The 26,411-nt window shown below is 29.6% G+C and carries 25 protein-coding genes, 2 pseudogenes, 2 riboswitches and 1 other annotated feature; of the genes and pseudogenes, 5 read left to right on the top strand and 22 right to left on the bottom strand.

Features of this window, described 5'->3' with window-relative positions:
- Positions 1-322 precede the first annotated feature (322 nt).
- Entirely contained in the window at positions 323-631 is a 309-nt protein-coding gene (locus tag J2Z42_RS14365; RefSeq protein ID WP_342589983.1) for a transposase, read from the top strand.
- A gap of 88 nt (positions 632-719) precedes the next feature.
- Here the strand turns inward: J2Z42_RS14365 and J2Z42_RS02210 are convergent, their stop codons facing one another.
- The 4 genes and pseudogenes from J2Z42_RS02210 to J2Z42_RS14360 all read right to left on the bottom strand — a co-directional run bounded on the left by J2Z42_RS02210 (position 720) and on the right by J2Z42_RS14360 (position 2,680).
- Complete coding sequence (locus tag J2Z42_RS02210; protein WP_209700716.1) at positions 720-890, bottom strand: hypothetical protein; 171 nt, start codon at positions 888-890, stop codon at positions 720-722.
- A pseudogene (locus tag J2Z42_RS02205) lies at positions 871-1,269 on the bottom strand (penicillin-binding transpeptidase domain-containing protein); the annotation flags it as partial. The gene J2Z42_RS02210 and the pseudogene J2Z42_RS02205, both read right to left, overlap by 20 nt.
- A gap of 87 nt (positions 1,270-1,356) precedes the next feature.
- Positions 1,357-2,139, bottom strand: a complete 783-nt coding sequence (locus J2Z42_RS02200; protein ID WP_209700715.1) for a YdcF family protein — start codon at positions 2,137-2,139, stop codon at positions 1,357-1,359.
- Positions 2,140-2,548: 409 nt separating this feature from the next.
- Complete coding sequence (locus J2Z42_RS14360) at positions 2,549-2,680, bottom strand: homocysteine S-methyltransferase family protein (protein WP_245331426.1); 132 nt, start codon at positions 2,678-2,680, stop codon at positions 2,549-2,551.
- Positions 2,681-2,712: 32 nt separating this feature from the next.
- Between J2Z42_RS14360 and J2Z42_RS02190 the strand changes: the two are divergent.
- A pseudogene (locus J2Z42_RS02190) lies at positions 2,713-3,169 on the top strand (AraC family transcriptional regulator).
- 525 nt (positions 3,170-3,694) lie between these two features.
- Here the strand turns inward: J2Z42_RS02190 and J2Z42_RS02185 are convergent.
- The 10 genes from J2Z42_RS02185 to J2Z42_RS02140 all read right to left on the bottom strand — a co-directional run bounded on the left by J2Z42_RS02185 (position 3,695) and on the right by J2Z42_RS02140 (position 15,252).
- A complete protein-coding gene (locus J2Z42_RS02185; protein ID WP_209700714.1) occupies positions 3,695-5,107 on the bottom strand; it encodes an FAD-binding oxidoreductase in 1,413 nt (470 codons plus the stop codon).
- Positions 5,108-5,146: 39 nt separating this feature from the next.
- Positions 5,147-6,358, bottom strand: coding sequence for an electron transfer flavoprotein subunit alpha/FixB family protein (locus tag J2Z42_RS02180; RefSeq protein ID WP_209700713.1), 1,212 nt, complete (start codon positions 6,356-6,358; stop codon positions 5,147-5,149).
- A 45-nt stretch (positions 6,359-6,403) separates the two neighbouring features.
- Positions 6,404-7,192, bottom strand: a complete 789-nt coding sequence (locus tag J2Z42_RS02175; RefSeq protein ID WP_209700712.1) for an electron transfer flavoprotein subunit beta/FixA family protein — start codon at positions 7,190-7,192, stop codon at positions 6,404-6,406.
- Positions 7,193-7,788: 596 nt separating this feature from the next.
- A complete protein-coding gene (larA, locus tag J2Z42_RS02170) occupies positions 7,789-9,063 on the bottom strand; it encodes a nickel-dependent lactate racemase (RefSeq protein WP_209700711.1) in 1,275 nt (424 codons plus the stop codon).
- Between the two features lie 96 nt (positions 9,064-9,159).
- Positions 9,160-10,701 (bottom strand): L-lactate permease, encoded by a 1,542-nt coding sequence (locus tag J2Z42_RS02165; RefSeq protein WP_209700710.1) that lies wholly within the window; start codon positions 10,699-10,701, stop codon positions 9,160-9,162.
- 601 nt (positions 10,702-11,302) lie between these two features.
- Positions 11,303-12,001 (bottom strand): FadR/GntR family transcriptional regulator, encoded by a 699-nt coding sequence (locus J2Z42_RS02160; protein WP_209700818.1) that lies wholly within the window; start codon positions 11,999-12,001, stop codon positions 11,303-11,305.
- A gap of 23 nt (positions 12,002-12,024) precedes the next feature.
- The gene (locus tag J2Z42_RS02155) at positions 12,025-12,672 is read right to left on the bottom strand and encodes a ribonuclease H-like domain-containing protein (RefSeq protein ID WP_209700709.1); all 648 of its coding nucleotides are present in this window, start codon (positions 12,670-12,672) and stop codon (positions 12,025-12,027) included.
- 76 nt (positions 12,673-12,748) lie between these two features.
- A complete protein-coding gene (locus J2Z42_RS02150; RefSeq protein WP_209700708.1) occupies positions 12,749-13,474 on the bottom strand; it encodes an HAD-IB family hydrolase in 726 nt (241 codons plus the stop codon).
- A 164-nt stretch (positions 13,475-13,638) separates the two neighbouring features.
- Positions 13,639-14,295: a methionine ABC transporter permease gene (locus J2Z42_RS02145; RefSeq protein WP_209700707.1), complete on the bottom strand. Its 657-nt coding sequence runs from the start codon at positions 14,293-14,295 to the stop codon at positions 13,639-13,641.
- Positions 14,296-15,252, bottom strand: coding sequence for a methionine ABC transporter ATP-binding protein (locus J2Z42_RS02140; RefSeq protein WP_209700706.1), 957 nt, complete (start codon positions 15,250-15,252; stop codon positions 14,296-14,298).
- Positions 15,253-15,329: 77 nt separating this feature from the next.
- Positions 15,330-15,434: riboswitch (SAM riboswitch) on the bottom strand.
- A gap of 182 nt (positions 15,435-15,616) precedes the next feature.
- Between J2Z42_RS02140 and J2Z42_RS02135 the strand changes: the two genes are divergently transcribed.
- From J2Z42_RS02135 to J2Z42_RS02125, 3 genes are read left to right on the top strand one after another with little or no spacing between them, the layout of a single operon-like run.
- On the top strand, positions 15,617-15,838 hold the full coding sequence (locus tag J2Z42_RS02135) for a FeoA family protein (RefSeq protein WP_209700705.1): 222 nt from the start codon (positions 15,617-15,619) through the stop codon (positions 15,836-15,838).
- Positions 15,839-15,873: 35 nt separating this feature from the next.
- Complete coding sequence (gene feoB, locus J2Z42_RS02130; protein ID WP_209700704.1) at positions 15,874-17,637, top strand: ferrous iron transport protein B; 1,764 nt, start codon at positions 15,874-15,876, stop codon at positions 17,635-17,637.
- 16 nt (positions 17,638-17,653) lie between these two features.
- A complete protein-coding gene (locus J2Z42_RS02125) occupies positions 17,654-17,809 on the top strand; it encodes a FeoB-associated Cys-rich membrane protein (protein WP_209700703.1) in 156 nt (51 codons plus the stop codon).
- A 60-nt stretch (positions 17,810-17,869) separates the two neighbouring features.
- Here the strand turns inward: J2Z42_RS02125 and J2Z42_RS02120 are convergent, their stop codons facing one another.
- From J2Z42_RS02120 to J2Z42_RS02085, 8 genes are all read right to left on the bottom strand, one after another.
- Complete coding sequence (locus J2Z42_RS02120) at positions 17,870-18,247, bottom strand: CBS domain-containing protein (protein ID WP_209700702.1); 378 nt, start codon at positions 18,245-18,247, stop codon at positions 17,870-17,872.
- 28 nt (positions 18,248-18,275) lie between these two features.
- Positions 18,276-19,073 (bottom strand): ribonuclease H-like domain-containing protein, encoded by a 798-nt coding sequence (locus J2Z42_RS02115; protein WP_209700701.1) that lies wholly within the window; start codon positions 19,071-19,073, stop codon positions 18,276-18,278.
- 29 nt (positions 19,074-19,102) lie between these two features.
- Positions 19,103-20,794 (bottom strand): arginine--tRNA ligase, encoded by a 1,692-nt coding sequence (gene argS / locus J2Z42_RS02110; protein ID WP_209700700.1) that lies wholly within the window; start codon positions 20,792-20,794, stop codon positions 19,103-19,105.
- Between the two features lie 50 nt (positions 20,795-20,844).
- Positions 20,845-21,066, bottom strand: a binding site (T-box leader).
- Between the two features lie 54 nt (positions 21,067-21,120).
- The gene (locus J2Z42_RS02105; protein ID WP_209700817.1) at positions 21,121-22,497 is read right to left on the bottom strand and encodes an amino acid permease; all 1,377 of its coding nucleotides are present in this window, start codon (positions 22,495-22,497) and stop codon (positions 21,121-21,123) included.
- Positions 22,498-22,695: 198 nt separating this feature from the next.
- Positions 22,696-22,868: riboswitch (Lysine riboswitch) on the bottom strand.
- A gap of 146 nt (positions 22,869-23,014) precedes the next feature.
- On the bottom strand, positions 23,015-24,859 hold the full coding sequence (locus J2Z42_RS02100) for a MutS family DNA mismatch repair protein (RefSeq protein WP_209700699.1): 1,845 nt from the start codon (positions 24,857-24,859) through the stop codon (positions 23,015-23,017).
- Entirely contained in the window at positions 24,856-25,314 is a 459-nt protein-coding gene (locus J2Z42_RS02095; RefSeq protein WP_209700698.1) for a bacteriohemerythrin, read from the bottom strand. Before J2Z42_RS02095 ends, J2Z42_RS02100 begins: the two co-directional genes overlap by 4 nt.
- 152 nt (positions 25,315-25,466) lie before the next feature.
- Positions 25,467-25,820, bottom strand: coding sequence for a phage holin family protein (locus tag J2Z42_RS02090; RefSeq protein ID WP_439897304.1), 354 nt, complete (start codon positions 25,818-25,820; stop codon positions 25,467-25,469).
- 160 nt (positions 25,821-25,980) lie between these two features.
- Complete coding sequence (locus J2Z42_RS02085) at positions 25,981-26,181, bottom strand: alpha/beta-type small acid-soluble spore protein (RefSeq protein WP_209700696.1); 201 nt, start codon at positions 26,179-26,181, stop codon at positions 25,981-25,983.
- Positions 26,182-26,411: the final 230 nt, after the last annotated feature.

Here is a 26,411-nt window from a genome sequence, read left to right as displayed (position 1 = left end):
CACTTTCTAATCTATACAGTTTTAACTTAATATTTATAAGTGAATTTCCTAATGCTAAAATAGTTCTAAAGAAATTGCAAATGCTTCAGTTGAATGTCTTGTTGACTTTGTCAATAAAAAAAGTCGAAAAAGAATTTCTGACCCTAAGATAATTGCAGAAGTTCTTAAGCAGGCTGCACGTAATTCATATCGCCTTGATAAATGTTTGTACGAGCCTTTAACAACTTCAGTTGCTTGCTCTTTTAACTGCATCCAGGCTTTTGAGAAGGAACTTAAAGCTATTAACAAAGCCATTTAAAAAACTGTTAATGGTATAAATCCAGTGGAATACCAAATTTTAATGTCAATCCCTGGTTTTGGTCCCGTATACTCAAGTGGTATTCTTGCCGAGTTAGGCAGTGTACACGCATTTCCTAAAAATGATGCTATTGCCAAATACGCTGGCATCGTATGGAAAGAAAATCAATCTGGTGGTTTTAAGGCTGAAAATACACCAATGAGCAAAACAGGCAACCGTTATTTACGCTATTATTTGATAGAAGCTGCTGGAAGTGTCATAAGACACATTCCTGAATATCAAGAATTCTATCAGAAGAAATTCGCTGAAGTGACTACACAGCTGCTTAATTAAATCAAAAAAATTAGTCATAAATAATTAATATTCCTTTCATAAATATATTATTAAAAATAGTTGAGTTATTTAAAATTATTTAAATAACTTAATTTTGTAGAGCACCGGTAGTTTGACTAGTAATGCTATTTTTAAAATACTCAGCGTAATCTGTTCTTCCTATATCATCCTGATTTCCTAAACTTGCAGTACATTTTTCATTAACAGCAGCTATATTTTCAGCTTTAACTCCAGTTTTTAGATGCTTTAACATTTCCACTTGTAGATACTCCAAGTCCAAATTTCCATGCATATTTAGCTAAATTGTCATCTCCAAAATAATCTCTAATTCTCTTGCCAACTGTCATGAAATAGGGGTTATTGGATTTTTGTATTGCTGTAGTTAAATCAATATATCCATTTGCACCATCTGAATCAAAATGTACAATATTATTTTTTTCGCCTTTATCAAAAGTACCATTATCGTCAACACCAAAATCAGGAGTTATAGCTCCACTTTCAAGTCCTTCAATAGCCGTCATTGGTTTAAATGTAGATCCTGGTGGTATAAGTGATTGTGTAGCATAATTATAAAATGGCTTCGCGTATATATCGTAAGCATCCTTCCTTATAGTTGTATTATTTTTTATTATCTTATTTTCTTTTCTATGTCATCATTTAGACCTCTGCCCCTTTTAAATTTTATCTCCAGAGATCTTCTTGTATTTTGGTCATCGCTTCTAATATTATCTATCAAAAATAAAGGATTTAATAATGCCAAAGTATTCTCTTACACAGTAATTAGGTAGTAATAAATAATTTACAGGTGAGGAAATACTTTCAGTTTGAAATCCACATCTTTTAGCCAAAAACTTTGCTCTAAAAACATGGAAATTACTTGTAACAATAGCCAATCGTATATTTTTTCTTCCATCTATTTTTCTTAAAATTTCACTAGTATATTTCATATTTTCTATAGTATTTTTAGACTTTTCTTCTTTTATTATATTCCCATTATTTACTCCATGTTGAACAAGGTATATTCTCATAGCTTCTGCTTCTGATATGTCCTCACCTGACCCTTGTCCACCTGAAACAATGACTTTTATACCTGGATTCTTCTTTATATACTTAAGCCCCTCTTCAGTCCTATGAAGCTGAACTAGTAGCATATTTTTTCCGCTGATTCCTGCACCTAAAATCATAATATAGTCAGGTTTTTTATGATAATCTATATTAGCATTAACAAAAATGCACCCCTCAATAAAAATAAATGAAACACAAATTATGCAGATAAAAACTTTTAAAACTCTCAAAAATCTTCTTGCTAATTTATTAAGCTTATTTTTATGAAGTTTGACTTTAAAAATACCTAATATTACATAAGCAGTCCCTAATATAATGAAAATTTCCGAAAAATTTACGAACCTATTAAAAACTATGCAGCAAATAAGAAAATATAATATATTAACTATTCCGAAAATTACCAATAAATATCCTACATTCATCTGATTTTTAAAATTTTTCATCTTAAATACCATCCCAAAATATAATAATTTTAATTTTTACTCTCAACTGTTTTAAAAGTATACTTCACGTTTTTCAATCAAACTTTAAATGTCCTACTGTTTTCCTACGTCTTTATGTATAATTTTGAACTAATGAAGAAGATTAGTTAATAATTTAGGTATATTTTACATAGTAACCATATAAATAATACATTATATAAAGCTTACTAATATATTACAAAAAAATCAAGGAGGAAATTAAGTATTATAATACAGAAAAATTAGATAAAAATAGATATATTATAGTTTTTGATTTTTGATTAAAAAAAATTCAGCACATTCTTTAATAGGAGTTCCATTGCTTATTTCATAGTCATTTTTGCAACTGAAACTTATCCATGCATAAACTTCAGGAAATTCTTGAAGGAGCTCAGCAATAGCCCTTTAAACTTGGAATTGTTTCACAAGCTAAAATATCAACTCCAGATTCTACTAAAAGTTTTATTCTAGGTCTATGGAATTCAAATAATTCCTTTTCACTAAATATGATGAATACAGGCATCGATGTACTCTATTTAAAAAGAAGGTAAATTTATGAATATTAATATTGAAATGATACCCTCATATAAAAATAGCTTATATACGAAGAATAGGCTCTTATGGTTCATGTAATGTTCAAATAATGGAACAATTAAAAAGTTTGGCTAGAGAAAAAAACTTATTTAATGAAAGTTCAATTATATTAGGAATAGCCTAAGATAACCCTCAATTCACAGAACCTAAAGATTGTCGTTATGATACATGTTTAGTTGTTTCGGATGAATTTAAGGTTGATAATAAATATATTAATTTTAGAAAAACTATTGGCGGAAAATATTACGTATTTAAAATAAGTCATACAGTAGATGCTATACAAAAAGCATGGATGGAGATATTTTCGGAGTTATCAAAAAGAAACTATAAATTTGATGATAGAAGACCTACTCTTGAACGCTATGCAGTGCAGATGATAAATAAGAACTATTGCGAAATTTGTGTACCAATATTATAAAAGAATATTAAAACAAATGAATAATTTAAAATAACTAGATATTAGCATAAAATGTTCTTATCTAGTTATTCTTAAACTATATTAATTTTAAAGTTAAGTTATTTTACTCTAAATCTTTCAGAAAGTATATTAATTAGCCAAGCTAAAATACGCCATCTTTTAGAAACATATATTTTTTCTTTTTATTTATTATAGCATTAAGTATTTTATCAGCTGCTTTATCAGCATTAATTGCCAAAAAAAATTTTGGCTTTTTCTATTTCATTATCATGAGTTTGTTCTGTTTTCTTTAACTATTACATCTATATACTTATTATTTAACCTGGCACACTTAATTAATTCATTTCTTGTAGTTTTATAAATCCATTATAGCATATAATTCAAAGTCACTTGTTTACATTCTTTTTAATTAACATAATATTTAAACTGTAACTTTATAATTAATAAAAAATACTATAAAAAAATGAGCTTTTGCAATTAATACAAAAGCTCATTTTTTTATTATCAATTATTTAGAAGTAAGCGTTATTCACAAACTTTTCCTGGGTTCAATATGTTCTTAGGGTCAAATGCAAGTTTTATATTTTTCATAAGAGCTATATAATCCTCTCCATATTGACGGAACATATATTTCTTTTTAGCATAACCTATTCCATGTTCTCCTGAAACAAGTCCATCAAGTTCTTCTGATTTCTTATACATGCAATCAAAGATATCACTTAATTTCTTTTCCCATTCTTCTTTTGAAAGATCATCTCTTAATATGTAAACGTGTAAGTTTCCATCTCCTGCATGTCCGAAACTTCTTATTCTTATATTGAATTGTTTTTGAAGGTCATTTGTATATTTTACAAATTCAGCTACTCTATTTCTTGGAACTACAACATCACACTCATCCATTTCTGTAGTAGTTGCTTTTACAGCTTCAAGGAATGCTCCTCTTGCAGACCAAACAGCTTCTTTTCTCTCGTCAGTATCTGAAATATATACATCAAGTGCTCCTTCTTCCAAGCATATGTCTGCTACTTTTTCGTAATCTGCTTCTATCTGTTCTTTACTATTTCCATCGAAAGTCAATAGAAGATAAGCATCTGATGAATTATCAGGGAATTTTTTACCTAAAAATTCTTCTGCTGCAAGTATTACTTCTCTCTGCATAAATTCTATAGCAGTTGGTATTGATTTTGATTTTATGATCTTTGGAACAGTATTTATAGCTGTTTCAAGATCTGGGAATGGTACCAAAAGACTTATAGATTTCTTTGGCAGTGGAAGAAGCTTCAATATTATTTTTGTAATTATTCCAAGAGTTCCTTCAGATCCACATATCAAATCCTTTATGCTATAACCTGAACTGTTCTTTACTACTTTTCCACCTAATTCTAATATCTTTCCAGTTGGAAGCACTATTTCAAGACCTCTTACATAGTCTCTTGTAACTCCATACTTAACTGCTCTCATACCACCTGCATTAGTGCTTATGTTTCCACCAATAGTTGCAGATTTTTCACCTGGATCTGGTGGATAGAAAAGATCGTGGTCTTCAACATACTTAGCTATATCCATGAGTAAAACTCCTGGTTCAAGTGTAAGTGTTAAATTTTCCTCATCAATTTCAAGAATATTATTCATCTGAGTCATATTTATCATTATTCCGCCTTCGATAGGAACTGATGATCCAACAAGTCCTGTTCCTGAACCTCTACCTACTACTGGAATATTATTTTCATAAGCATAAGCCATTATTTTTGAAACTTCTTCCGCACTTAAAACTTCTACCATGGCATCAGGATATTTGCTAACACCGCCTAATTCATCATGGCTAAAATCATCATTTATATCTTTGCCAGTAAAGACTCTTTCCTGTCCCAGCAAATCCACTAGAAATTTTACATCATTATTATCCAACTTTTTATATTTCTGAGCACATTTTTCCATGTCCAATACCTCCTAAATTTAAATTAATCTTAAAATTTTCTATATTGCCTCGGTCTTAATACCATTTTTCATTTTTATATCTTCTATCAATTTTGGTACTATCTCGTATATATCTCCTACAATTCCATAATGAGCTACATTAAATATAGAAGCCTTAGGGTCTTTATTTATAGCAACTATAGTATCTGAATTGTTCATACCTGCTACAAATTGGATTGCACCTGATATTCCACATGCTATTATAAGCTTTGGTTTAACAGTTCTTCCACTAAGTCCGATCTGTCTTTTTGCATCTGCCCAACCTGCTTCTATGAGAGGTCTTGTTGTTGCAACCTGTCCTCCAAGTAAATCTGCAAGTTCTTTTATCATATCAAGATCTTTTTCAGATTTAACTCCTCTACCTACTGCTACTATAACATCTGCATCAGATATTCCAACTTCTACTTCCTTCTTAGTTACTTTAAGAACATTTATTCCTGATTCTAATTTACTCTTGTCTATCTTCTCTATAGTTATCTTTCCTGAAGTCTCATCAGATCTAACTGGTGCATCCATAACCTTATATCTTACAGTTGCAAGTTGTGGTCTGTGATTTGGATTTAATATCTGTGCCATTATATTACCGCCGAAAGCTGGTCTTATCTGAACAAGATCTGTATTTTCCTTCATATCAAGTATTGTACAGTCAGCTGTAAGTCCAGTTCTAAATCTAGCTGCAACTCTTGGTGCAAGTGATCTTCCAACTGTAGTTGCTCCAACTAAAAGTGTACTTGGTTTAACCTTATTTATAAAGTCCTCAATTGCTGCAGTATATGGTTCTATTCTAAAATCTTTAAGTTCGTCATAGTCATATACAAATACTTCATCTACTCCATAGTGAAGAAGCTCTTCTGCCTTGTCTTTTATATTGCATCCTACAAAGATAGCATATACTGGATGGTTTATTTTAGCTGCAAGTTCTTTAGCTTTACCTATGAGTTCATAAGTAACAGGGTGGATATTTCCCTCTACATGATCTACATATACAGCAATTCCTTTCCAAAGACTCTTATCTATCTCTTCTACTTTATCTTCTACAAATTCTACTACTCCCTTAGGACCTTTTTTAACACAAAGTCTACACATTTTACATCCAGCTGATATATCAATTTTTCCATCTACCTCAGTCATAGCTCCAAAAGGACATATGTTAGTCAATTCTTTTATTATCTCTGGATTCAATTTTTCCTGATGTACTACTAATTTTCCCATTTTCAATTCCTCCCAATTTTATAAATAATAATTCAACATTTAATTCTAAAGAAATTTAAGTTCCTTAAGTTTACCCTCTAATTTTTCTGAAACCTCTTCACCTGTACCCGTCCACATTTCTTTATCAGTATTAACTGCTGGTGGGAATATTCTCTCTACCTGTGTTGGTGAACCATTCAAACCATATTTATTTTCATCCTGATCTTCAAAATCCTTAAAACTTAACATATCAATTTTTCTATCTTTTGTAGCTAATTTTTTCTTGTAAGATGGCAGTCTTGGCTGATATATATCCTTTTCTACAGTTAAAAGACATGGGAATTTAACATCAGCTATTTCAACTGTATTTGGCATATCCATTTCAACTACTATAGAATCATCTTTTACATCTTTAATACTTAGAACATTTGCAATATGTGGAATTTTAAGATATTCTGCCATTTCAGGTCCTACCTGTGCTGTGTCTCCATCAGTTGTCTGTTTTCCACATAATATCAAATCTATATGTCCCATTTTTCTAATTCCCTGGGATATAGTATAAGATGTAGCAAGTACATCTGCACCTGCGAATTTTCTATCTGAAAGTAGTGTTCCACAGTCTGCACCCATCATGTAGGCTTCTTTTATTACATCTGCTGCCTGAGGTGGTCCCATACTTATTACCTTTATTGTACCTCCATGTTTTTCTTTCAACTTAAGTGCTGTTTCAAGAGCAAATAAGTCATATGGATTCATTTTTGAATCTATTCCATCTCTTTTTAATACTCCTGTTACAGGATCAACTTCAACTTTTGATGTTCCTGGAACTTGTTTTATACATACTAATATATCCATTTAAACTACCTCCAAAAATTTAATATTTATATTAAAAGTTATTTAAAACTATTTAAACTTAACTATGAATGAAAAAATTTTTATATAAACTTCTTACAATATATATTTACACTTATACTGATTTTTATGTAGTTTTTAAAGTTTTAAAAATATTATCAAAATTCTGTAAATTAACTAGCGAATATTTGTATATTTACATATAACAAATTCTTCAATATACTTTAAAACAGGTTTAATAAAAATTGATTTATTGGTTATTTTTATGTTAAAATATTGTTATGAGGCATATTATTCACTCCTTTTGTTAAAGTTGTTGTGGCAAATAATTTATACAATAAAAAGTGAAATTTGTCTCTATTTTTTTTTATAAATTTTTACAAGATTGTAACTATCCAGTCACTATATATTGTTTTTAAGAACCAGTTTATGTTTTAAAGTAATTATATTAATGTATTCTTACAGTGGTCAAAATGTGTAAGTTTTTAAACTGGCTTATAAGTTCATGAAACAATAATTTAAATTTATCAATGCCTGAATAGTTACATGAAATTTCTTATTGTAAATATACGTTATAAAATTTTCTCAACCATTTAAACTTAACTTACAATTACAGCAACCCCATCTGGTACAACTGCAACTTTTGCATCTTTTCCTACAATATCATATGCTCTCTTCAATGCTTCTTCAAAAGTATAGGCATGCTGCATATGAATATTCTTTATAATGTCTGGATCACACATATCAGTTACCATAATTACAGTATGCTTGTCAAGTATTCTTGCAAGTATCTGTGATTCCCATTGATCAGGTACAGTTTTATTTCTAGGAACCTTTGAAACTTTATCTAAAAATTCTTTAGGAGATTTTACATTAGCTAAATTATTATAAAATCCTTCTCCACCATGACCATCATTGCAGGCAGCTACCATTATTATTACTCCACCATCTCTACATGTTGCCTCACCTGCTGTCATTCCTTTAACTGACTGATATATATTCTGATCTAGAGGATATCCACCATTAGTTGAAATTGCAATATCTGCATCAACTTTATTAACTTTAGATAAATTCAATACAAACTTACATCCATCCTCATGTGCCAATTTGCTATGACCTGCAAAAGCATTTATTATTTTTTTATCTCCGTCTATGACAACGTTTATTATAAATGCCAGTTTTGCTTTTTCTGCTGCATATAGCATATCCTTATGAATTGGATTATTTTCAAGTTTTCCTGTTCTAGCAAATGGACTTGCTATAAATTCTGCACAATGATTTGCCATAACAGTTTTTGCAGAAGCTATACCTGGAAGTATACTCTTCCTTCCACCTGAAAATCCAGCAAAGAAATGTGATTCTATAAATCCCTCTGCAATTAAAAGTTCTGCATTGGCAGCCAATTTATTAATTATAAGTTCTCCACCTGATGGAAGGGTTCCTATTTTTACAAGGCTGCTGTCATCACGTGAATCGTGAATTACGATTTTTTCATTTTTAACTATTTCCTCACCGAATTTAGCTATTAGCTCTTCCTTTGTTGTAAGTCTATGAAATCCTGTGGCAATTAAAATTTTTATATCTATGTTAGGATTTACTTTTCTTATTCTCTTTAAAAGTATTGGCATTATAATCTTACTTGGAACAGGTCTTGTATGGTCGCTGCTTATTATGACCATATTTTTCTTTCCTTTAACAAGTTCCTCAAGCTTAGGTGATCCAATAGGATTGTCAAGTGCTTTTTCAACTATTTCAGCTTCCGTAAGATCCGTCTTATAATTTGCTGCCTTGGATTCAAGTACTGCAGCAAGATTTTTATCTTCAATTTCAACTTCAAGTAACTTTTTATTATATGGTAACTTTATTTTTGCCATAATTAAGGCCTCCCAATTATTAAAAATATATAATTATTTTAATTTATAAATTTGATTATATAAATCCAATTAAATCCAATTTTTTGTTAGTACCTATTATATTAATGTTCCTACAAAACATATGATACCACCAAGAATTACATAAAGTAGGAAATATTTAAACACACTTCCTAAAATCTTACTTTCCGAACCAGATTTATTAACTGCAGTTACACCAATTGCAATACTTTGAGGGCAGATCATCTTTCCAATACCTGCTCCAAGAACATTTGCTGCTCCCATCCATGATGCAGAAAGTCCAAGACTTGTAGCTGTTTTTGCTTGTAATCCTCCGAATAAAACACTGGTTGATGTACCTGAGCCTGTAACAAATGCTCCAATAGCTCCAATTAATGGGGAAATCGCTGGATATGCTCTTCCTGTAGCTACAACTAAAAGGCCTGCAATATCTGCAATCATTCCACTATAGCCCATTACCTTTGCTACTGCCATAACAGCACAAATTGTAGCCATTGCTTTCCAGTTTGCTTTTAATGTATCAAGCAATACATCTAACATCGTTGATGCTTTTGCATGTTGAATAATGCCACCAATAATTGCAGCAACAAAAATGATAACACCTGGTGTATTTACCCAACTAAAAGTCAATTTACCTCCGCCTTTGCCAGCATATACAACAGCAACGGTTTTGTATTTTGCAATTAAATGATTAATTGCTGGACATAAAGTTGATGTAATTAATAAAAAAATGAATATTAAAATAAATGGACTCCATGCTTGTACTGCCTTACCGAAGGATAAACTTTCTTCTCCTTCTTTTTTATCTTTAGCTCCAATACAATACTCATCTGCAGGTTTTTTATTAAATATTTTTGCTGCAATAACTGTACATGCCATACAGCAAATAGAACCTACTATATTTGGCAATTCTGCTCCAACTACTACTGCTGTAACATACCAAGGTAATACAAATGATAATGCTGAAATTAACGTAATAGGAAGTGCTCCTTTTAATGCCTTTATTCCACCACCTACAATGCATACCATAAGAAATGGGCTTATAAAAGTAATAATTACTTCAATCATTACTGTATTTGCTGCTAATACATGAGATGTAACTCCGGTTACTGATGAAAGTGTTACAAGTGGTATTCCAACTGATCCAAATGCAGTTGGTGTACTATTAGCAACTAAACAAGCTACAACTGCTGAAAATGGGTTTAATCCAACACCAGCGAGCATAGATGCCGGAATAGCAACTGCTGTACCAAAACCTGCCATTCCTTCCATGAAGTTACCGAATCCCCATCCAATAAGTAATACTAAAACTCTTTTATCAATAGAAACTCCAGCCAACATTTTTTTTATTGATTCCATGGCCCCTGTACGTAAAGTCAAATTATACGTAAACAAAGCTGCAACAATAACCAAACAAATTGGCCACAAGGCGTTTAATAGTCCTTCCAATACCGCTGATGCAGTATAAACAACATTTAATTTCCAGAAACCAACAGCTAAAATTATTGTAATAACAAGTGCAATAGAACACGCTTTATGGCCCGGCATTTTTAATTTACCCAATGCGACTATAAGCCAAATAATTGGTAACATAGCTAATAAAAATTTTAAAAATAACATTCCTTTTCCCCCCAAGCTAATATAATAGTGTCATGGTACTATGGTAGTACCAATAACTTTATTTAAAGTTTAGCACATTTTTGTTAAAATTGATACAATTGTTATTAAATTAACATCGTTTTCATTGACCACAAATCTACAGTTTGTCTTATTAATAACGTTTACATACCTTTTTACTACATAATTTTTTTCATATAATTTTAATTTTGTACTAAAACTTTAAAACATTGTTAATAACTTAACTATCATTTATTCTACTATTATATTATATCATATCTTTCTTTTATGGGAAGAAATTTTATTTGATCATACCAATTCACTAAATTGGTATGATGGTATTACCAATTTCCTTAGCATTATAATAACACATATCTTTTTAAATTTCTACAATAGTTACAAAAATAACACAAATATATTTTAATTCAGAAGCATCATTATAACAATTTTTTCAATTGATAATCCATAATCATCTTAAAGTATTGTTTAATAGGCATTATAGATGTTTTAATATTTCAATTGATATAAATTCATTTATTTTTTTACAATATATATTAAGTGTCTACTATATATTGTAAAAATAAATGACATATTTTTAACTATGTTATACATTCCTTCTTATATATTCATTTGTGAATTCCAGGTGTTTCCTCATTTCTTCTGAAGCTTTAGCTCCATTTCCATCTCTAATAGATTCATAAATAAGCTTATGCTGATTTGCAAGTACCATAACATTTTCCTTATCTATAAGTATCTTTTTTCTGGCATCTTCTAGGAATGAATCCATAAGTGAAGACATTGCATTTAATATATTGACTATTAGCAAATTTGCTGATGCTTTTGCAATTTTATAATGAAATTGTTTATCAAATTTTACATTTTCATTTTCATTTCTGCATACTTGAAAAGATTCAGTTAACTTTTTCAACTCATCAAGCTGTTCTTCAGTTATTCTTTCAGCTGCAAGCGCTGCAGTTTCTGTTTCTATTATTTTCCTGACATCTAATATTTGTTCAGGATCACTTTGCTGCAGCATAAACATTATTGAAATTGGCTCTAATAATGTATTTTCAAAATTTTCTTTTATAAAATTTCCTTCACCCTGCTTGCATTCTATCAACCCCATAATTTGAAGTGCTCTTATAGCTTCTCTTACAGATGTTCTGCTTACTTCTAAGTTTTCAACCAATTCTCTTTCAGATGGAAGCCTGTCACCTCTCTTTAATGTTCCATCAACAATCATATTCTTTATTTGTTCTATTACTTGTTCATAAACCTTTGTACTTTTTATTGGACTAAAAATCATAAAAATTCTCCTTTTCTAAACTAATTAAAAAAAACACTTTTCCATTTTGCACACATATAAAACAAGCTTACTACATCCTGTTCATTATATAAAAGTATCTTTTTTATTTTATCTTTAGGCATTCTATTTATATATTTACTATCTTTCATTATTTTGCTAAAAGTTTTAGCTAAATTTGATCCACTTATAACCTCACTTTCCCGTATAATATCAAATTCTTTTTCTAAATTTTTTAAACCTATAGAAGTATTATTTTCTTTTTCATATTGCTTTTGCAAATCAATGTGGAAGAAATGCTCCAGAATATCGAATTTTAAATCATACTTTTTAAAAAGATAATTTATTACAGTAAAATCATTATTCCCGGAAAATGTTACAATGTATCTTTTCCCTCTATTCCACATGTTTATAAAATAATCTTCTGCAAATTTGAGTATTAAATTTGAATCGTCTTTATTTTCTATCATATATTGTGTTACTTCCAGCTCACCTTTATTGCAATTATAAATACAGCATCCAAACACGCCTATGCATATAGGTTTCCTATATATATAATGCTCTAAATCAAAAAATAAAGCATCTTTAAAGTCAAATATATTTCCATTCACTTTTAAGATTTCTTCAAATTTGGGCCTACTAACACATATACTATTGTGTCTTTCTATCACTTTACCACTTCTTTTCTAAAACTTGTACTGCATAGTTAATATAGTTAATCTAATTATACTAAAAATATCGCTAATTTTAAATTATATCTATACACTCAGCATTTAAATTATATATCATATCCTTTCTTTCAACTACTATCCTAACTTTATTTTTAATAAAATTATTTTCCATTATTTCCTTTACAAGCTCTCTTGTAGGATTAACACAGACAGGATTTCCAACTAAACTTAACATATCAAAGTCTCCGGCTGTATCTCCATAGCTGTAGCTTTTTTCCAGATCTATATCATATTTCTTAACTAGATCTTCTATAGCCTTTTTTTTACTCTGACTATCCCACATAGGAATAACTTCGCCTGTATATTTATCATTTTTATCTATAATATATTTTGCTCCAATATAATCGTCAAAGCCATGTTTTTTTGACATTTCCCTTACCAATTCTATAGGGCTTCCAGATATGGTAATTACTTTATAACCATTTTTCTTATGCCACTTTATTCTGTCTCTCGTGTAAGTATAAACTCTATCACCTTTTTGTGATATAACATTTTTAGCTATAAACTCTATTTGGGATTTATGAAGTCCTTTTATAGCTTCTACATAAATGTCTGCCATTTTTAGTAAATAATCATCGTAATTGCCCTGACGTTTATCCCATTTTTCATACCTTGGTTTTACTTCTTTATACCATCTATCAGTTGGTATGACTTCATATTTTACAAGTTTCTTAAATACTTCCGTTATTAATCCTTCCCTATATAAAGTTCCATCTATATCAAAAAAAGCTGCTTTATTCATAATAAGCTTCCTCCTTTTTTATATTAATATTTATACTATATTAATATAACAGTTTATTCTAAATACTGCAAAAATGCCACTAAAAAATATTTATTTAAAATAAATACCTGCCAGCGATAAATCTAACGCTAACAGGTATTCAATATTTCCTTATCTAAAAGTATTTACTTATTAAGTTTCTTATATATAAGATTTCCAATAGTCTGAAGAAGTTGAACAAATATTATAAGTATTACTACTGTATATACCATTACATCAGTTTCAAATCTGTAATATCCATATTTTACAGCTACATCACCAAGTCCGCCGCCGCCTACGGTACCTGCCATTGCAGAACAACCTACCACACTTATAACTGTAAGTGTAATTCCAAGTACTATAGATGGAAGTGCCTCCTTGATCATAACTTTAAATATTATCTGTGTATTGCTAGCTCCAAAAGATTTTGCCGCCTCTATTATTCCAGGATCAACTTCTTTAAGTGAAGATTCAATTACCCTTGCTGCAAAAGGTGCTGCCGCTATTGTAATTGGGACTATTGCAGCTGTAGTACCTATTGTTTTTCCAACTATAATCCTCGTAATAGGGAAAATTGCTATCATGAGTATTATAAAAGGAAACGATCTTAATAAATTTACTATTATATCAAGTACTTTATAAACTATTTTATTTGGCCTGAGTCCATTATCCTGCGTTACTATCAATAATATGGCCGGTATAAATCCTATAATTACTGCCAATACTGTAGAAATTATAACCATATAAAGCGTTTGCCCTATAGCTGGCAGCAATATTTCCTGAAATGTTTCGCTAAATCCCATCTATTCTACCTCCCATGTAACATTTCTTGAAGAAAGATACTTGCATATTGCATCCATATCTTTTTCATCTACGTTTATAACTAAATTTCCTAAAACATCATTTCTAAACCTTTCAAGCTTTCCCCATACTATAGAAAATTTTATATTTAAATCTATTGCCATTGAAGTTATCAAATTACTCTGGCTTATATCTTTAGGGAAAAATACTCTTATGTTTTTGCCTTCATCCGGCAGCAAGCTTTCATTTCCCAATAATTTTTTGAGATTCTTTCCAGGTTTTAAAAATACTTCTTCAACATTTCCTACATCTTTTATTTTACCATCATCGATAATGGCTACCTTGTTGCATATATCCTTTATTACTTCCATCTGATGTGTTACTACAATTATAGTTATTTTAAATTCACTATTTATCTTTTTCAAAAGTTCAAGTATGGATTTGGTTGTATTAGGATCTAAAGCTGATGTAGCTTCATCACATAAAAGTATATTTGGATTTAGGGCAAGTGCCCTTGCAATAGCCACTCTCTGTTTTTGTCCACCGCTTAATTCTTTCGGCATACTTTCTGATTTATCTAAAAGTCCAACTAAGTTTAACAGTTCTTCAACCCTTTTCTTTATTTTATTCTTTTCAATTCCCCAAACCTCAAGTGGAAGTGCTATATTATCATATACATTTTTTCTGTTTAGTAAATTGAAATTTTGAAATATCATTCCTAAATTTTTTCTAAATACTCTTATTTCCTTCCCTTTTAAATCTTTAACTTCCTTGTCCATTATTTTTATGCTTCCACTATCATAAGTTTCAAGTCCATTTAAACATCTAAGAAGCGTAGATTTTCCAGCTCCACTGTGACCTACAATTCCAAATATTTCGCCTTCTTTTATATGAAGGTTTATATTTTTCAATACGTGCTTACTTCCAAAAATTTTTCCTACATTATTGATATCTATCAATTACTAACCCTCCTAATATGTTTTGTCCAAAAAGCACAAAAATCCGAGGAAAACCTCAGATTCAATTACAAAATATTATCTCATCTTTCAGCTTTCGCTGCAGGAATTAGCACCATTGTACTATAAAAAATACTGGTTGCCGGGTTTCAAAGGGCCTGTCCCTCCACCTCTCTTGATAAGTTCAAGATTTATATTCAATTAATGTTTTTAATTATATCAATTTAAATTTACTCTGTCAATAGCATAAATGATAATAAATTTTAATTGAAAATAAAAGTTAATATTGACAGTGCAATATAAAGATGATACTATGTAATTGAATTGATAATGGATTTCATTATAAATTGATAGTGAGGTGATCTAATTGAGTATTTGTGATTTAAAACCTGGACAAAAGGCTTTTATAAAAAATATAAGCGGAGATAAAAAATTGGTCAAAAGACTTCTTGCTCTAGGGTGTATTGAAGGCACTGAAGTAATGTTAAAAACCTTCGCTCCCTTTGGTGATCCACTTGTTATAAATTTCAGAGGTTTTGATCTTGCTATACGTAAGAAAGATGCTGAAAATATAGCAATTTTAAACTAATTATTATAAAATCATAAAATGTTTGGAGGGAATATATGATTACAGCCGCTTTACTAGGTAATCCTAATGTTGGAAAAACTTCTTTATTTAATAGTTTAACTGGTTCAAATCAATATGTAGGTAATTGGGCTGGAGTAACAGTAGAAAAAAAAGAAGGTTATTTTGAAAATATAAAAATTGTAGATTTGCCAGGCATATATGCCATGGACACATATTCAAATGAAGAAAAAGTTTCCAAAAATTTTTTAATTGATGGTAATGCTGATGTCATAATAAACATAGTAGATGCATCCAATTTAAATAGAAACTTATACCTTACCACACAACTCAAACAATTTAGCAAACCTATAATTTTAGTTTTAAACATGATGGATGTGGCTATTTCAAATGGAATAAATATTGATTGTGAAAAATTAGGAACTGAATTAGGTGTCACAGTAGTTCCTATAATAGCTACCAAGAAAAAAGGTATAGACATACTCAAAGATTTACTTGTAAAACAGAAATTCAAAAATATTTCCAAAGCAGTTAATACTTTTGAATTTAAAACGGAAAAGGAAACATATTCTTTTATAAATGATATACTGAAAAAATGCACTACAGTTACAAAAGATAAATTTATTTCATATACTGAGAAAATAGATAAAATTGTACTCAATAGATTTTTAGCTTATCCAATATTTTTAATTGCACTCTTCTTAATTTTTAAAATCACTTTCAGCTGGGTCGGCCAGCCAATTGCAGATGTATTTAGTAACTACCTGTCAAATAGCCTTACTCCCTATTTAAAAACTTTACTCTCATCATCCAGTCCATGGTTCAGTTCACTTTTAATCGATGGTATACTTGCAGGTGTAGGATCTGTAATTGTATTCTTTCCAATTATATTTTGTCTTTTTTTAGGCATATCATTTTTAGAAGACAGCGGTTATATGTCAAGAGGTGCACTTATAATGGACAAGCTTATGAGGAAAATGGGTCTCTCAGGAAAAGCATTTATTCCACTCATAGTCGGTTTTGGATGTTCAGTGCCTGCAATTATGTCATCGAGAACTTTAGAGAGTGAAAAAGATAGGAAACTTACAGCTCTCCTTGTTCCTTTTATGTCGTGTAATGCCAAGCTGCCAATATATGCATTATTTGCATCGGCCTTCTTTGTTGGATACCAGACAGAAGTAGTTTTTTCATTATATCTGCTCGGTATAGCTTTTGCTTTTATACTTGGGATACTATTCAAAAATACAATATTTAAAAAAGATGAAGAGCCATTTATAATTGAACTTCCAAAATATAATATTCCCGAATTTAAAAATCTAATTATTCATACCTGGGAAAAAGCCAAGGGATTTCTTAAAAAAGCTGGAACTATAATATTTTCCATGTCGGTTTTAATATGGTTTTTATCTAATTTCAATACAAGTGGAATGGTTTCTATGGATAAAAGTATTTTATCCTACATAGGTAAATTTTTAAGTCCAATATTTTCACCTATGGCATATGGATCATGGCAAAATTCAGTATCACTCATAGCAGGAATAATGGCAAAAGAAATTGTAATTGGAACCATGGGAATAGTATACGGAAATAATTTGCAAACAATTTTACCAATGCATTTTTCACCTATTTCAGCCTACTCATTTTTAGTATTTGTTCTTTTTTATACTCCATGTGTTTCTTCAATATCAGCTATGAAAAAAGAGTATGGCAGTAAGATGGCTGCATTTTCTGTAACATATCAAATTGTATTTGCATGGATACTTTCTTTTATTGTATTTAAAGTAGGTTCTATTATATTTTAAAGGATGGTGCATATAAATGGTTGAAATATTAATAGGTTTAATTATAGCTATAATTGCCATATATATATTAGTAAATAATATAAAAAACAAGTTTAAAGGTAAAAACTGCTGCAGCTGCAGTTCATGTACTATGAATCATAGTTGTGCTAGCAAACAAAATCATAAAAATTAATATAAGAATGCAAATATAAAAAATCCAGTAATATGTACTGGATTTTTTATATTTGAAACATTAGAATTTTTTTATTGCATAATCAATTATATCTTCAATGGATACAATTCCTTCTACAATTTCGTTATCATCTACAACCGGTATAGCTATTATGTTGTTTTCTCTAAGTCTCTTTGCGGCATCAATTATTTCCTCATCTTTATTTGCAGTTATTACATCTTTTGTCATTACCCAATCTATAGGACACGTATCAAAGTGACCTTCTTCCATTAAGAACCTATATATATCTGCTTTAACTATCATCCCAATTAATTTCCCATTTGAGTCAATTACAGGAGCTCCATTTACATTGTGTTCGTACATTATTTTTAGTGCCTTGCTAAGTATATCGTCTGATTTAAGTTTTACTATATCAGAACGCATTATATCCTTAATCATACCCATACCCCTTTCTAAAAAATACTTTTTAATAACTGTTACTTGCAATAGATTCTATTTTTTCTACGCTTTTTCCACCTTTAAGTATATAATCTATACTTTTAGATGCAGATTTTTTTGATATTTTTCCTATTTCAAAATTTAATTTAATATGATTCCTGTTTAGAAGGCTTGTCAAAAATTTTAATTGTTTTTGTGTAATTGAGTCCTCCCTAACAAGTGAATCATTATTTTGAACTTTATATATAAATTCATGTATTTTAGGCAAATTCAATACATCTTCATAGTTATGAAGCATTATAGTATGTTTTATATTTTCATCTTCTGTATTTAAAAATTCTTTATATAAGTCTACACTCATCCCCCCATCTATTTGATCTTTTCTTTCTATTCCTATATATTTTTCCACAGTTTTTAGATTGCATCTCTTCATTCCAAGTTGTTTATAATATGGTCTAACTAATCTATATAAATCTATGTGATGTTTAGGTGAATTAAAACTTATACCTGATTCTGACATTCTCTCGCATATGAATGGCTCGTCAAATGCAATTCCATTATATGAACACCATGCATTATATTTTTCAATATCCCTTGCAAAATTAATCAATACTTCACTCTCATCCTCAAGATTTTCTGAAAAATACTGTTTTACATAGAACTTATTATAACTTATAAAGTTGCCAAAAGATATAAGTATTATGCTGTCATTAACTTTATCAAATCCTGTAGTCTCTATATCAAAATAAGCTACATCTTTCATCTTGTAATTACTATATACACTTTCAGGAACATTTAATGTTTCATTGTATTCTTTAACAAACATCTGTGCCTCCAACAAAATAAAATTTAAGGTTACATCCTATCTACTACCTGTATTCCAAGTAAATTCAATGCATTTTTTATTACCTGGCAGGAAGCTTCTACAAGTCTCAGCCTGAAATTTTTTATTTTTTCATCTTCTGTATTTAGTATACTACAAGAATTATAAAATTTGTTAAACGCTTTCGCAACATCTATTGAATATCTTGTAACTATAAATGGTTCTAATTTATCTATAGCATTTACTATTTGAGAATTAAACCTTGACAGAGTTTTTACAAGTTCGAACTCTTCTTCTGAATTAATACCATAATACCCGCAATCTTCAATTGATTCTCCAGCTTTTCTAAGTATGCTCTTTCCTCTTGCATAACTATATTGTACATATGGCCCTGTTTCCCCATCGAAACTAAGCATTTCATCCCAGTCAAATATTATATCTTTTTCCCTGTTATTTTTTAAGTATGTAAATATTACTGCGCCTATTCCTATCTTTTTAGCTACGCTTTCCTTATCTTCAAGATCTGGATTTTTATCTTGAATTATCTGGAGAGTTCTATTTATGGATTTATCAAGCAGATCCTCTAAAAATATAACATCTCCCTTTCTTGTAGAAAGTTTTTTATTAGCGAATTTAACAAGCCCAAATCCAACATGTATGCATGAATTTGCCCAGGTATTGCCCATAAGCTTCAATGTAGTAAATACCTGTCTAAAGTGTAGAGACTGATCCATTCCAACTACATATATACATTTATCAAAATCATAAGTTTTTTTCCTGTATACAGCCGCTGCCAGATCACGAGTAGCATATATAGTGGCTCCATCAGATTTTTTTATTATACATGGAGGCATATTATATTTATCCAGCATTACAACTTTTGCACCATTACTTTCCTTAAGTAATCCACATTTATCAATTTCATCAACTACACTATCCATCTTATCTGTATAAAAGCTTTCTCCTGCATATGAATCAAATTCAACTCCCAATTCATCATAAACTTTACTGAATTTTTCAAGGCTTAATTTTTTGAATTTCTTCCAGAGCTTAACTTCTTCTTCTTCTCCATCCTCCAATTTTTTAAAATACATTCTTCCCTCATCTTCAAGTGATGGATTTTTCTCTGCCTCTTCATGAAATTTAACATATATCCTCAAAAGTTCTTTTATAGGATCCTTTAAAAGTTCATCTTCATTGCACCATCTTTTATATGCAGATATGAGTTTCCCGAATTGAGTACCCCAGTCTCCTAAATGGTTTATTCTGGTACAATTATATCCTTGAAAATCCATCATTTTGTACAATGAATTACCTATAGCTGTACTAAAAAGATGTCCTACATGAAATGGTTTTGCAATATTAGGTGAAGAAAATTCTATAACTATATTCTTATTTGCTCTCTCAGGAGATTTTCCATAGTTATCTTTTTCAACAAGTATTTTGTTTATAATATCCTTAGTAAATATATCCCTATCCACAAAAAAATTTAAATATGGTCCTAAGTTTTCTATTTTGCTAAAGCATTCTGTATCTATCTTGTTTTTCAGTTCAACTGCAATTACATTTGGAGCTTTTCTTAATACTTTTGCCAGTTGAAAACATGGAAATGAATAATCTCCCATTTCAGGTTTTGGAGGTATTTCGATAATTCTTTCTATAACGTCCAATTCTAAATCTACATTTTCTTTTATTTTTTCTGCTACTAATTTTTTATAATTCATTACAAATTTTCCTTTCTTCTAATAAATAAAAAAGACTAATCTCCTTTATTTTAAGAGACGAGTCTTTTTTCGCGGTACCACTCTAATTGATAGATAATCTATCCACTTTTAACTTTAACGCAGTTAACGATTTATCTTTTATATAGCAAAAGCCTAAATATTTTAATAAATACCTCAAAGTCTCTCTTATTCTCAATAAAGCTGCAGGCTTCCACCATTCCCACTCTCTGTAAAGCTCGCCTTAAAAATATTTTTCTCTTCATAGGATATAAATATATCTAATTATATTATTAGAATAAGGTTATTGTCAATATAAAGTAAACTTTTTATTTTATATTTTCACCTTCACTTAAATTTACATCTTTTAATTTTACTATTTTAGTATGATACACTTTTTTATATATTACAAAAAGTAGTAAAAATAAAGGAAGACCTATATATGAAGATGTTACTCCTGCCCAATCTATTTTACTTCCCTGAAAATACGTAATTCCCTGTCCAAGAACTACAATTGTACATAATATAAATGCAATTATAGGCCCTACTGGAAATAATTTAGCTTTATATTTAAGAGCTGATAAATCCTTTTTCTGAGCTACATATGCTTTTCTAAATCTATAGTGGCATATTGCAATACCAAGCCATGCTATAAATCCAGCAAGTCCTGAAGCCGCTACCAACCATACATAAACTGAACTTTGTGCATATAAGCCGGTCAAAAAACAAAGTGATGCTACAAGTGTTGTAATTATAAGGGCATTTATAGGTACTCCTCTTGAATTAACCTTTTTAAGAAATTTTGGTGCCTGTCCTTCTTCAGCTAATGCATATAACATTCTTGTAGAAGCATAAAGTCCAGAGTTGCCGCATGAAAGCACAGATGTAAGTATAACTGCATTCATAAGTGATGCTGCTCCTGCTATTCCTGCTTTTTGGAATATCATAGTAAAAACGCTGGTATCTACTCCTGCTTTTGTATAAGGAATTAAGGCTCCTACTACAAATATAGTGCCAATATAAAATATTATTATCCTCCAAAATATAGTATTTATAGCCTTAGGTATATTTTTTTCTGGATTTTCACTCTCTCCAGCAGCAACTCCTATGAGCTCTGTACCCTGAAAAGAAAATCCCGCAATTAAGAATACTAAAAATATGGATTTAAATCCACCTACAAAAGGTGCCTCTCCAACGGTAAAGTTTTTAAATCCTACTGCATTACCATTAAATATTCCAAATATCATGCAGACTCCTACAAACAAAAATACAATAACCGTAACTACCTTTATTCCCGCAAACCAGAATTCTGATTCTCCATAAGACTTTGCAGATAATAAATTCAGTATAACTATAAGAGCCAAAAATACTACACTCCATATAACTGGAGGCGTACTTGGAAACCAGAATTTCATTATAAGTGATCCTGCCACCATTTCTGCCGCTACTGTAATTGCCCAGTTATACCAGTAATTCCATCCTAGTGCAAAGCCAAGCGCTGGATCTACAAACTTAGTAGCATAAACACTGAAAGAACCTGAATCAGGCATGAATGTTGCCATTTCTCCCAAACTTGTCATTAAAAAATATACCATTATTCCTATAAGAACATATGCTGCTATTGCTCCACCTGGTCCTGCCTGTTTGATAGTATCACCAAGAGCCAGAAAAATTCCAGTGCCAATAGCTCCTCCAAGGGCAATCATATTTAAATGTCTGGCTTTAAGTCCTCTTTTTAATTCACCTGATTGTCCTAAATTTTTGTCTTCTTCATTAAAAGTATTTTGCAATTTTATTCCTCCTTATCGGTCTCAATTTTTCCGATAAATGAAAACTAAGATAAAAAAAATACCACGAGCACTACTCATGGCATATAAAGTACACATAATTAAATTTACCTTATAATAGATGATAGCTCTCCACAAAATATTGTGACAGTTTTACATATATTCTACATAAAACCAACTATGCAGTATCAAAGCATTTACTACACGTTTCGGCAAAATTCCCTTTCAAATGAACTCATCGTGCTTATCTCATTCATCCTAATAATAAATATTGCACCTCTACCCTAGTTATTCACTTATAGATACATTATGAACCTTATTTAAAGATTAGTCAATATAATTTGTTCGCAGTCTACAATCTATTACATAATATTGTCCACCATATTCACCGCTAAACTATATTAAATACTATTATTCTCTACTTTACAACAATATACTAGTTATTGGGAGTATCAATTCCTGCCATCTTCATAAGATATAAAGCATTTCTAGTTTTCGATACACCTCTATTTAGCTTGTAATCAAAGCATATTTTATTATCCTTATAGTACTCTTTAAAATGATAATTTTTTATTTTTCCACCGCTTTCATTTTCTATATCACACAATTCCAAATCATGAGTTGACACCATGCCGCAGGTATTAAAACCTATTAACTCATTTATAAGTATTTTAGCTCCAGTATGTCTATCCATAGAATTCGTTCCCTTAAATATTTCATCTAATAAGAAAAATATATTTTCGCCATTTTTTGCAGCTTCCACAATATATTTTATTCTCAAAATTTCTCCATAAAAAGAAGATATGTTTTTTTCAAGGTTGTCGCTTATTCTCATGCAAGTATATATATTCATTATAGAACATTTAAAATAATCTGCATATACTGGTGCTCCTGCATACGCAAGTATTAAATTTACACCTGCCGTTCTCAAAAATGTACTTTTTCCTGACATATTTGATCCTGTAATCAGCAATACTTTTGATCCATTTTCTATATCAAGATCATTGGCCACGGCCTTACCCTTAATTAGTGGATGTGCCATATTTCTTGCTTTTATTGTAAGCTGAGCATCCAAAATATCAGGCACTACAAAATCAGGATGATCAAATCCTATAATAGCAATACTTGAAAGCATTTCAAATTCTCCTACTGTGTCTATCCATGCACCTATTGATTTTTCATTTTCATTTTTCCATTTTTCAAAGGCAAACATACATTGATAATCCCATAAAAAAAGTATATTAAGTACTATGTACACCATGTTTCTTCTCTCTGAAATATTATCCGCTATTTTTAATAAATCATTTATGGCTTTAAATTCTTTGCACTTAGATTTTATATTACTTTTATTTTCAAATACAGCTTTTAAATCTTTTAAATGTTCTGATTTAAAGTTTGTATTATAAATTAAGCTAATTATATTATTATAAGCTTTTATACTATCCTTAAGCTTATATACCATACTAAGAGAATAATCCCGCTTTTTAGAATCAATAAATAATAATCCTATAGAAAACAGAACACTTATATATGCAATATACATTTTAGATATGTGAAAAACTAATGTCGTATATAAGCTAAAAAATATTGAAGCTATTATAAGAATTGGAAGTATCTTAAATAACATTATTATAAACTTATTACTGTATATACTGCTATTTTTAAAATTTAAAATATCAATCAAATTTGAAATTTCATGTCCATTTTCGTTCTCTTTTGCAAAATAAGCCTCTGCCTGAAGTCTCTGCCTGAATTTAATATTATTTTGTAATTCAGCTACAGCTTTTTGTCTTTTTAATATAATATCTTTTTTATCTGGAGAATTGGATAATACTTCACTTAACCTATTCTTTCCCGCATTAGTTTCAGCAGTATTAATCCACTGAAATATTGAACCTTTTCCGAATACATCTAAATCATGACTGAATCTATGATTCTCATTTATAAATTTCTTGCCGCATTCTTTAAATTTCTGCCAGTTTCCATCTAACCTTTCGCAGCAAGTTCTGTTTATATTATAAAGTTCCTCTGTAAATTTATAATTCTTATTTAATCTTTCATGTTTCTTAACTGCAATTATAAAAATTATTAGAAATACCAAAAATGAACTTGCACTTAAATAAATATAACTTCTTGTATATAAAAATATAGTAATAATCGCTCCCAAAATAAAAATAACAAATCTCAATCTGCTTATTAACTTAGCAGTATTTTTTTGTTTCTCCAAAAGAGACTTATAATGATATTTTCTTCTAGAATATATATCTTTTATATCTTTCACTTTTTTTCATCTTCCACAAATTTATTAGAATGCTTTAGTAATGTTGATAATTTTAAATTATTAACATAATCCTTTATTTTAAAATCCATGCCTAAAATATGTTCACTTATCCAGTTGTAAACAAAGTCCAGAAGTTTTATAACTTCCTCCTGAGGATTTTTTTCTATCTCATCAGTATCCAGATTCTCAATTTTATCTATAAATTTATCATGTACTAATTTTTGTTCTTTATATCCAGGATACTCGTACATTAACATTATTCTCTCTTCATCTTCAAAGTGATATACAGTATAGTCTTTAAGTTCATCAATAGCATCTAAAATTTGATCAATATATGCCATCTCATTTACGTCTTTAACTAAATTATATATCTCACGCCCTATTTCAAACAATCTTTTATGCTCGTCATCTATTTTTTTTATTCCACAACTATATTTATCATTCCATTCAAACATTTCACTGCTCCTTATAATTAAAATATATTATTTTTCAATTTGCTATTTATATTATAAATTATATCACATATAATATTTCTTAAAAGTTATATTTAAATATAAATTAAAGCGGTATCCATATGAATACCGCTTTAATTTATAATAAAAATATTTTACATAACAGAGCCCGGCATAAATGCATCCAGGACTCCAATTACAAGTGCAGCTATAATTGAACCTAGTACAGTCACTCTCATGTTTGGAACTATAAACTGTGTTAAATATAATATTACAGCTGCAATTATGAATCCCTTTAAGCCTTTTCCAAAAGGACTGGCATCTACGCCCATAAATCTTTCTACTATATAATCAATAACACTTATGGCAACTGCAGCTATAATATATGACCATAAGCCTGCTATAGAGAAACCAGGCGTTACAAAAGATGTTATGGCTAGTATAATTACAGTAAATACTAGTTTTAATATATATCCTGTTATAGAATGCCTATCTTTTTTATTATCCACAGTAATCACTCCTTATACAATATAGTTATAATCATAAATTCCATGCAATATTTTTATTTTTACCTAAATCGAAAAAAATATTTATGAAAACAAAATATTAAATATAACAAGAGACCGAATAAATATAATTTTACTCAGTCTCTCATTTTAATTTATTTTATTACTTTATTCCCTGTTCATAGGCTTCAATCATTTTTTTAACCATATTTCCACCTACTGATCCAGCTTCTCTTGCAGTAAGATCTCCATTATAACCATTTTTCAAGTTTACTCCTACCTCTTTTGCAGATTCCATTTTAAATTTATTCAAAGCTTCTTTAGCTTGAGGTACTAAAACTTTATTTCCATTGCTGTATGCCATAAGAAATCCCTCCTAAAATTTTATTTTTTATTGTTTATGATATTTTTTCATCCTGTACTATAAGTTTGTTCCATTTTTCATTTATTAATCTATAAAATTAAATGAAAATACTCTAGTTTATATCACAATTAGAAATTTAACTTAATTTTAGAAAGAATATAAAATAAAAATTTGAATGCTTAATTTAAAATAGTATAATGGTTACATCAAATATTTTAAATAAGCTGGTG

The organism is Clostridium algifaecis (genome assembly GCF_017874415.1).
Taxonomy (GTDB): Bacteria; Bacillota; Clostridia; order Clostridiales; family Clostridiaceae; genus Clostridium_B; species Clostridium_B algifaecis.
Note: the sequence above shows the minus strand (reverse complement) of the source record. Positions and strands in the feature narration are given on the sequence as shown.